Annotated in this window: 11 protein-coding genes; 8 read left to right on the plus strand and 3 right to left on the minus strand. The window is 37.9% G+C overall.

All coding sequences use genetic code 11. From position 1 onward, the window contains the following. The first annotated feature begins 80 nt into the window (after positions 1 to 80). A complete protein-coding gene (locus MKL32_RS02335; RefSeq protein ID WP_227557992.1) occupies positions 81 to 338 on the plus strand; it encodes an ABZJ_00895 family protein in 258 nt (85 codons plus the stop codon). Between the two features lie 183 nt (positions 339 to 521). Here MKL32_RS02335 and MKL32_RS02340 read toward each other — a convergent pair whose 3' ends face one another. Both MKL32_RS02340 and MKL32_RS02345 read right to left on the minus strand, forming a co-directional pair. Further along, complete coding sequence (locus tag MKL32_RS02340; protein ID WP_004908396.1) at positions 522 to 1,046, minus strand: YecA/YgfB family protein; 525 nt, start codon at positions 1,044 to 1,046, stop codon at positions 522 to 524. Between the two features lie 72 nt (positions 1,047 to 1,118). Next, positions 1,119 to 1,325, minus strand: a complete 207-nt coding sequence (locus MKL32_RS02345) for a PA3496 family putative envelope integrity protein (RefSeq protein WP_004908399.1) — start codon at positions 1,323 to 1,325, stop codon at positions 1,119 to 1,121. A gap of 353 nt (positions 1,326 to 1,678) precedes the next feature. Here MKL32_RS02345 and rpoD point away from each other — a divergent pair, with 353 nt between their 5' ends. The 7 genes from rpoD (at position 1,679) to MKL32_RS02380 (ending at position 8,985) form a co-directional block, all read left to right on the plus strand. Further along, on the plus strand, positions 1,679 to 3,562 hold the full coding sequence (gene rpoD, locus MKL32_RS02350) for an RNA polymerase sigma factor RpoD (RefSeq protein WP_004908401.1): 1,884 nt from the start codon (positions 1,679 to 1,681) through the stop codon (positions 3,560 to 3,562). A 151-nt stretch (positions 3,563 to 3,713) separates the two neighbouring features. Next, a complete protein-coding gene (locus MKL32_RS02355) occupies positions 3,714 to 4,001 on the plus strand; it encodes a YbeD family protein (RefSeq protein ID WP_004950773.1) in 288 nt (95 codons plus the stop codon). Positions 4,002 to 4,130: 129 nt separating this feature from the next. Then, positions 4,131 to 4,877, plus strand: coding sequence for a hypothetical protein (locus tag MKL32_RS02360; protein WP_204379401.1), 747 nt, complete (start codon positions 4,131 to 4,133; stop codon positions 4,875 to 4,877). After that, a complete protein-coding gene (lipB, locus tag MKL32_RS02365; RefSeq protein WP_004908409.1) occupies positions 4,864 to 5,520 on the plus strand; it encodes a lipoyl(octanoyl) transferase LipB in 657 nt (218 codons plus the stop codon). The genes MKL32_RS02360 and lipB overlap by 14 nt, the downstream gene beginning before the upstream one ends. 81 nt (positions 5,521 to 5,601) lie before the next feature. After that, positions 5,602 to 6,135: a hypothetical protein gene (locus tag MKL32_RS02370; RefSeq protein ID WP_004908410.1), complete on the plus strand. Its 534-nt coding sequence runs from the start codon at positions 5,602 to 5,604 to the stop codon at positions 6,133 to 6,135. 1 nt (position 6,136) lies between these two features. After that, positions 6,137 to 7,321, plus strand: a complete 1,185-nt coding sequence (locus tag MKL32_RS02375) for an iron-containing alcohol dehydrogenase (RefSeq protein WP_004908412.1) — start codon at positions 6,137 to 6,139, stop codon at positions 7,319 to 7,321. A gap of 251 nt (positions 7,322 to 7,572) precedes the next feature. After that, the gene (locus MKL32_RS02380; RefSeq protein ID WP_171261422.1) at positions 7,573 to 8,985 is read left to right on the plus strand and encodes an APC family permease; all 1,413 of its coding nucleotides are present in this window, start codon (positions 7,573 to 7,575) and stop codon (positions 8,983 to 8,985) included. Positions 8,986 to 9,033: 48 nt separating this feature from the next. Here MKL32_RS02380 and MKL32_RS02385 read toward each other — a convergent pair. Beyond that, the coding region (locus MKL32_RS02385; protein ID WP_270898628.1) for a transposase at positions 9,034 to 9,373 on the minus strand (340 nt) is incomplete at its 5' end.

A 9,373-nucleotide genomic window follows, 5' to 3' on the forward strand; every position in this document is an offset into this window, starting at 1 on the left:
CCATGAAAGACCACATCAAGCTAACAAAGGAAAGCCACCTCTAATGGCTGCTTAACCTCTACTTTTAACTTCGGTTATTTATGGGAGGATTACCGCATCTAATTTTAGGATCAATTGCGAGTAACTTAATTATCAGTGCAATCCTCGTCGTGATCGCATTATTTTTTATTGCACCTATTCAAACATCTATTGAGATTATTAAACTCATTCCTATATGGCTTTGGATTTTGGTGACTGTATTTTTAATATTAATTGAATACTTTATTTTTCATCTCAGCTATGGCTGGTATGCAAAGCAATCCCTAAAAGGACTTAAGAATAAAAAACATCTTAATTGAGATGTTTAGAACCAAGAATTAATTAGTTGCTGGGCTTATTAGGTGTCAGTTTAATCTTTTCTCAAATATAAAACATTCAATCTAATCGATCAAAATATAAATTTAAAGATATAAAAAACGCCCATTATTGGACGTTTTTTATATCAAATTTCATCAACTTAATAAGCTGATAAATACAACATATTAGGCTGGAGTATGATACATGAGATAGATTTCGTTCAGATTATCTGGAATTTCTTCTGCTAACTCATCCATCAATTGACCATTACGACGGAAAGACTCCATCTGAGGATCTTCTTCATCAATACCGCTGAAGACCATGATTGGTAAAGTTAAATCTACAAGTTGCTCTTCAAACTCAGGTGTAAACCAAGCATCCTCGTTCAAGAACATTGCATCAACGAAACCTACACTCCAATCACCTAAACTTGATTCAACGTCTGCTTCTTCGATTTCAAAAGGAAATTCGATTCCATTTTCGTTTGCCAAGTCTTGTCTTAGAGACTCTAACCATAACTTAACTTGTTCAACGATTTCGCTAGGAACTTTCTTTTGATTATTATCAAAAAGTTCTTCTAACCAACGATCAAACTTTGGACCTACGGCTATTGCACACAGAAAACCATGAGTCGCTGCAAAATCCAGACCGTATTCGTTTTGATCACCGTCAAGATAATTACTCAATAAGTCTAAATCTAACGTACTCATTCTTTATCCAAATTTTAAAAATATTTCGTCAACAGCATAACATTTTAAGAGTTAAAGTCTCAGAAATTTTGCTCAGTCTTCGTCGTCGAGATCATCGTCGTCGAAATCATAATCAAAATCTTTTAATTCTCGTTCTAAACGACGTTGAGCCAATAGATCATCAATCAAACGGCGCTTTTCTAATGATTCTTTGGCGCTGATTTTTCCTGATGACTCATCAAAACCAACATCATCATCGCCGTAGTTATCATCATCTAATTCAAAATCTGTAGAAGACACTAACACTACCTCTAACAATGAAAAATATAAATGGGTCTAGCCGCTATTTATCTTTCTTCAAATACCTTGTCAAGTTTTATTTAATTTTTTTGCTATAAATCGGTGATTTGTACTTTTTTTCAGCGCTTTTTTTGTGTATTTATAGATGGAGTGCAACAACAATGAAATATAATCACTTTCAATGGACTTGCTGCTTGAAAAAATAATACTCAACCCCATATCCAACAAACCACCGTGAAATCAAACCTATTTTTTTATTTAAGACAAACGGATCAAATCCAAAACATTCGACGTGAATTGTGCTATCATGCACGGTTTTTCACCGCCACAGATTCAACAAAGAGTAAGCAAAGATGAGCGATATGCATTCCCCTACTTCTCAAGTAGCGGCTCTGATTAGCCGAGGCAAAGAACAAGGTTACTTAACTTACGCTGAGGTTAACGATCATCTCCCGGACTCGATTACAGAAAGCGAACAGATTGAAGACATCATTCAGATGCTTCAAGACGTTGGTATTCCTGTGCATGAACGTGCGCCAGAAACTGACGATGCGATGTTTGGCGAATCGACTGAGGCTGCTGATGAAGTTGCAGAAGAAGAAGCTGCTGCAGTATTGGCTTCAGTTGAAAGTGAGCCTGGTCGTACGACTGACCCTGTTCGTATGTATATGCGCGAAATGGGTACAGTTGAACTTCTTACTCGCGAAGGCGAAATCAGTATTGCAAAACGTATCGAAGAAGGTATCCGTGATGTTTTACACTCGATCGCTTACTGGCCAAATGCTGTTGAAGTCGTTTTACAAGAATATAATGATTTTTTAACTGGCGAGCGTCGTCTTGCCGATATTCTTTCTGGCTATTTAGATCCAGAAACAGATGATGATATTCCAGAAGTACTGGAAGAAGAAGCTGTGCTTGAGGATGCTGAAACTCCAGCAGCACCAGCAAAAGATGTAAAACTCGACGATGATGATGAAGATGAAGAGTCTGAAGGTGATGATGATTCTGAAGGTGATTCAGGTCCTGATCCAGAAGTCGCAAAAGTTCGTTTTACAGAATTAGAATCTGCTTGGAATGACACAAAAGCGATTATTGAAAAACACGGTCGTAGCAGTGAAGAAGCGAAAGCAGCGCTTGAATCTCTAGCAGCTGTGTTCATGATGTTCAAATTTACTCCACGTTTATTTGACATTATTTCAGAAATGATTCGTGGCACACATGATCAAATTCGTGCAAATGAACGTGAGATCATGCGTTATGCTGTACGTCGTGGTCGTATGGATCGCAATCAGTTCCGTACAACGTTCCCAGAGCAAGAATCAAATCCAGCTTGGTTAGACGAACAAATTGCTAAGGCACCTGCTGAAATCAAACCACACCTTGAAAAAGTTCGCCCAGATGTACTTGCATTCCAACAAAAGATTGCTGACATCGAAAAAGAACTAGATCTAAACGTTAAAGAAATTAAAGATATTTCTAAACGTATGGCCGTAGGTGAAGCAAAAGCCCGTCGTGCTAAAAAAGAAATGGTTGAAGCCAACTTACGTTTGGTAATTTCGATTGCGAAAAAATACACGAACCGTGGCTTACAATTCCTTGATCTTATTCAAGAAGGTAACATCGGTTTGATGAAAGCCGTAGATAAGTTTGAATACCGTCGTGGTTATAAATTCTCGACTTACGCTACGTGGTGGATTCGTCAGGCAATTACTCGCTCTATTGCCGATCAAGCCCGTACTATTCGTATCCCAGTACACATGATTGAGACGATCAACAAGATCAACCGTGTATCTCGTCAACTTCTTCAAGAAATGGGTCGCGAACCAACACCTGAAGAATTAGGCGAACGTTTAGAAATGGACGAAGTTAAAGTTCGTAAAGTACTTAAAATCGCCAAAGAACCGATTTCGATGGAAACACCAATCGGTGATGATGAAGATTCGCATCTTGGTGACTTCATTGAGGATTCAAACATCACTTCACCAGTGGATGCTGCGACCTCTGAAGGCTTAAAAGAAGCGACTCGTGAAGTACTTGAAAACTTAACTGAACGTGAAGCAAAAGTTTTGAAGATGCGTTTTGGTATCGATATGCCAACTGACCATACTTTAGAAGAAGTAGGTAAGCAGTTTGATGTAACGCGTGAGCGTATCCGTCAGATTGAAGCAAAAGCGTTACGTAAACTTCGCCACCCTTCTCGTTCTGAACACTTACGCTCATTCCTGGAAAACGACTAATATTGAGTGTGTTTTACTCAAAAATCAAAGCTCTAACAGTGCATTCTGTAGGCTTTGATTTAGGGGTTGAAGTCTAGTGCTTTGTCCCCATTATTGTATTAGATAATAAGCGCCTGCACTGATGCAGGCGTTTCAAATTAAGAGGTTGCTCATGTTAGACCGCACTCCTTCTCGTGAATTGCAAGAACATCTTTGGGTTTTCCCAATGGACTATCCAATCAAATTGATTGGTAATGCAGGGGATGAACTTCGAGTGGCTGTTGTTGATATTTTGCAGAAGCACTTCCCTGAGTTTGATGGTGAAACAGTTACTGTTCAAGCTTCTCGCACAGGTAAATATCATTCTTTAACTGCGCAATTACGCTTTGAAGAATTAGAACAAGTTCATGCACTATATGCTGATCTTGCTGCCTGTCCATTAATTAAGACAGCGCTATAATCAAGGAATCCAAAATACGAAAGTGTTTTGGATTTTTTATGTATGCAAATAAAACCTCTGATCAGTTAAACCATTCATAACACTTCTATATTATTCTTTCTTTTTCGATTTATGATTGCGAAATAGCTGATGAAAACGCAACGAATTTTACTATCATTATTTACAGTATTTATCCCATCTATCAGTGATGCGAAAATAGCAACTTTTTCATGGCAAAATGAACTGTGTGAATATAAAGGAGTTTATGAAACCAATAAATTCACAGTTAAACAATTAAATGACACGATTAAAATGATGCAATCACGTCATTCGACACAATTAAATAGTAAATCTTATGCCTTTCACCCAGATGACATTGCTAAGATCAATTTAATTGCAATTCAAGAAGAATACAAAACACAGAAGAACGCATTAAATAATCTACACCCCTTGCCTATTAAAGAATTTCAACAACTCAAAAATGATCTTATTCAAAATCTAGATCAGGAATACCAACATAATTATTTGACAGCTCTCGCATTTACACAGCCTACGAAGTTACTCACTTCGACTTTTGCACCACAATGTTTAAACCAAGCCAAGGCTTTAAATGCACAAGATAAGCTATCACTGATTAACAATGCCAAACTTTCTCTGCAACGTGAAAATCAATTAGAGTTAAAATTAGGTAATGATCCACAATTTCTCATGAAACGCAGCAAAGATTTTGATATTAAATTAAAAAGCAAAAATGCAGTTCAATATGCCCAGATTCAACTTATTCGTGAATGGTCGAATTGCGCAAATCCACATGAAACGACAAACGATCAGTTAGAGCAGATTTTCCGCAAAAAAGTATTTATTCAATCAAAGGAAGTTTATTGTGACGAACCTTGATAAACCATCCTTAATCATTCGATGTTTTCAGGATCTACAAGATTACACGACACGATTTGAAGCGATGAAAGATTTTACAACTCATCGTGATGAAACAACACCTGATGAGCTTTGGCTACTCCAACATCAAGATGTTCTAACTCAAGGACAAGCAGGTAAACCAGAACATATTCTCATGCATACTCAACTTCCTGTTGTGCATACAGATCGTGGTGGTCAAGTGACATGGCATGGTAAAGGACAATTGGTTGCCTACTTCCTGTTTGATCTTAATCGTTTGAAATGGCATGTCAGAACTTTAGTTAGCTTCGCTGAACAAGCGATGATCGATTTACTCAAGAAATACGAAATCAATGCTTATGCCAAACCAGATGCCCCAGGAGTCTATGTTGATGGACGTAAGATAGGGTCTTTAGGTTTTAAAATTAGAAGAGGAAGGAGTTATCACGGGCTTGCGCTAAATATTGATTGTGATCTAAGTGGTTTTCAAACAATTAATCCTTGTGGATACGCAGGTTTAGAAATGGTACGCTTACAAGACTTGCTTGAAGATTATCCAAATTTCGAGCAGCTCTGTAATGATTTCGTTGAATATTTTAAAAATGCAGATTTGTTTAATGACCTTGAAGTCAAATCTGAATAAATTACTTTTAAAATCTAGAGAAATAAATTAGGGTAAATACTCTAAATTTGCTTTTGCATAATTTTAACAAGGGATACGCAAGTGATTTCGACCAAAGCAGTGAAGCCCACTTTGCAATTTGCCTACGTAAAACTCATGATGGACGTTGTTGGTCGTGGTTTAGTAATGGCAAGCCAAGTGGACAGTGAAGTTCAAGAGGAAGTTTCTAAATTTCCTGTGGGCTTTATACTCTCGATGAATGTTTTTCCGAATGGTCCTGCATTTATCGCTCGGGTAACAGAAGAAAAACAATTAGAGCTATTACCAAATTACAAAGGTAAGCCTGATTTAACCATTACATTTAAGCATCTGACTCATGCCTTCTTAGTTTTTTCTTTCCAAGAAAGCACAGCTCAAGCCTTCGCAAATGACCGAATGATTGCGGATGGTGATGTATCAAGTGCGATTCGCCTTGTCCGTTGCTTAAATAAAATGGAAGCACTGATCTTACCTAAGTTAATTGCTTCACTCGCAGTAAAACGCTACCCAGCCGAATTGACATTAAAAGAAAAATTCACGGGTGCTAAAAATATTTACCTTAAAGTCGCTAAATCATATTTCCAACGGAGTGCTTAACATGGCTAAGCCTTATTACGAATTTTTCTGCCCTGTAAAAGTAATTGCTGGTAATGCCGCGTTAGAGCATATCCCTTTTGAACTTGCAACTTTAGGTGCAAAACGCCCAATGATCATTACTGACAAGGGTGTTCGTGCAAATGGTCTATTAAATCCAATTGAAGCTGCTTTCAGCACAACTGATGCTGTTATTGGTGCAATTTTTGATGATGTACCACCAGATTCAAGCTTAGAAGTTGTTCGCTTAGCAGCAGAACTTTATCGCAAACAAAAATGTGATGCGATTATTGCAATTGGTGGTGGTTCAGTTATTGATACTTCTAAAGCAACTAACATTCTGGTATCTGAGGGTGGTAATGATTTACTACAGTACTCAGGTGCACATAACCTATCAAAACCATTGAAACCGTTCTTCGTGATTCCAACGACATCTGGCACGGGTTCAGAAGTAACAATGGTTGCTGTTGTTTCTGACTTAGAAAAGAACGTAAAAATCCCATTTACGTCATATTATCTAATGCCGCATGCTGCGATCCTTGATCCACGTATGACTCAAACCTTACCACCGCATCTTACAGCTATGACTGCGATGGATGCGATGACACATGCTGTTGAAGCCTATACGTGTTTGGCTGCTAACCCTTTAAGTGATGCTTATGCAAGTGCTGCTATCAAAAAAATCAGCGAAAACTTGTTTAAAGTTCTAGATAATCCTAGTGAACCACAAGGTCGTTTAGAGCTTGCACAAGCATCAACAATGGCTGGTATTGCGTTCTCGAACTCAATGGTTGGTTTAGTTCACTCTTTAGGTCATGCTTTAGGTGCAGTAGCTCATCTGCCTCACGGTCTATGCATGAACTTGTTCTTGCCATATGTGCTTGAATACAATAAAGAAGTAAATGGCAATAAGATTGGTGAATTATTGCTTCCATTAGCAGGCGCTGACATTTATGCTCAAACCCCTGCAAATCAACGTGCAGATAAAGCGATTGCTACAATCCTAACGATGCGTGATCGTTTATTCAGCTTAACTAAGTTACCTCGCAATTTGCGTGAAACTGGTAAAGTCACTGAAGCTCAACTTGATGATGTTGCAGAAAAAGCGTTGAATGATGGTTCAATCATTTTCAATCCAAAAGAAGCAAGCTTAAAAGATCTACGAGCCATCTTGCAGAAAGCTTGGTAATCAATTGATTTAAATCATAAATCATGCAGAAATAGCCCTGATCATATAAAGTGATCGGGGCTTTTAAAATTTAGGTGAACTTTTATTCATCTTTTTTTCTCCACAATTGGCAAAAAAATTGCTAAAAAAAGCATAAAAGTACTGACAATGAATACCAATTTAGGATAGATTGGCGGACTTCTTTTTTCTGTAGGGGGGATCATTTCGTCTCAAATGATCCTTAAACCATAGCTGATCCTTGATCAACGATTATGAGGATAACGCCGTTGACAAATATCTCTGGGACTCAATCGGCAGCTAAACTGCAAAAAACGCTAGGTCTCTGGCACATTATCATTATTGGTTTAGCTTATATTCAACCTATGACTTTGTTTGACACTTTTGGTCTAGTATCAGAAGAAAGTCATCATCATGTTCCTACCTCATACATAGTGGCCTTAATTGCAATTTTGTTCACATCTTTGAGCTATGGCCACATGATTCGCCGCTATCCATCGTCTGGTTCGGCATATACCTACGCGCAAAAATCCATTCATCCCAATGTTGGTTTTATGGTAGGTTGGTCATCTTGGTTAGATTATTTACTCTCACCAATGGTCAATATCATCCTTGCAGTGATTTATCTTGAAGCATTATTTCCAAGTGTAAATCATTGGGTTTGGGTTATTGTTTTGACTGCGTTCATGACTGGCGTAAACTTACGTGGCGCCAAGTTTGTTGCTAATTTCAACAGCATGATTGTTTTAGTCCAGCTGATTGTAATTGCTGTATTTACCTATTTAGTTTATAGCAAATTACAAATGGGACTTAACGCAGAAGGACCAATAACAGCAGAAACTCGCTATCAGCTTTGGAGTCTTGAACCATTTTGGAACGAGTTAACCTCAGTTGGCGCATTAATTACTGGTGCAACCTTACTTTGTTTCTCGTTTACAGGGTTTGACTCTTTAAGTTCACTTGCAGAAGAAACCAAAGATACCGAAAAAACGCTTCCAAAAGCTATTTTCTTGACTGCTCTATTTGCAGGGATCGTGTTTATCATCAGCACATATTTCATGCAAATTTACTTTCCAAATGATCCTAAAACTTACTTCCAAGATGTCGCAGCAACACAGCCTGACATTTTACTCCTAGTTGGTGGCTCATTGTTCCAATCTTATGTTCTTGCTTTTGCAATCGTGACAGTAATGGCATCTGGTATTTCTGCACATGCAGGGGTATCGCGGTTGATGTATGTGATGGGTCGTGATGGCGTGATTAATAAAAAAATCTTTGGTCATATTAGTCCAAAGAACTTTACGCCGTCATACAACATCATGATCGTAGGTGCAGTCGCGCTATGTGCTGGATTTATGAGCCTTGATACCGTTATTTCATTGATCAGCTTTGGTGCTTTAACTGCATTCACGTTTGTCAATTTATCGGTTATTTCTCGTTATGCATTACGTGATGGGCGAACTAAAAATCTTAAAGATATTTTAAACTTCGTTGTGATTCCTTTAATGGGATTCATCAGTATCTTTGCATTGTGGTTAGAAATTGAAGATACCTCACTAAAATATGGCTTATGGTGGGCTATGTTTGGTGTGTTATACCTTGGTTATAAAACTAAAGGCTTCAAATATTCTGCACCTCAGCATAATGAGTTTGATGATAAACTTTAATCAACATCATAAAAAAAGGCGCTTTATGCCACTACTGTCCCACAAATATCACAAGAAGAACCTCAATTGAGGTTCTTCTTGTTTTCGCCATTTTTTATCAGGCACAAAGAGTGACCTTAAAAGTTTCCTTTCAAATAAATTGACCTGAATAATTCTCAGTAAACGCTGAACACTCCATCCTTCTTGTGCCATGTGTTTAGCGAAGTTCACCAGCAAATAGGCAATTAATGCAATCCATATTTGCGTTTGTATCGCATTGCGGCTTCGACCTAGAAATGACTTCAGTTTTAAATTCTGCTTGATGGCTTTAAAGAATAACTCAATCTTCCAGCGATCTTTATAAATTGCAGCAATGGTGGATGCTGCCAGATGAAAGTTGTTGCTCAGA

It is taken from the genome of Acinetobacter sp. AOR34_HL (genome assembly GCF_027854795.1).
Lineage (GTDB): Bacteria > Pseudomonadota > Gammaproteobacteria > Pseudomonadales > Moraxellaceae > Acinetobacter > Acinetobacter junii.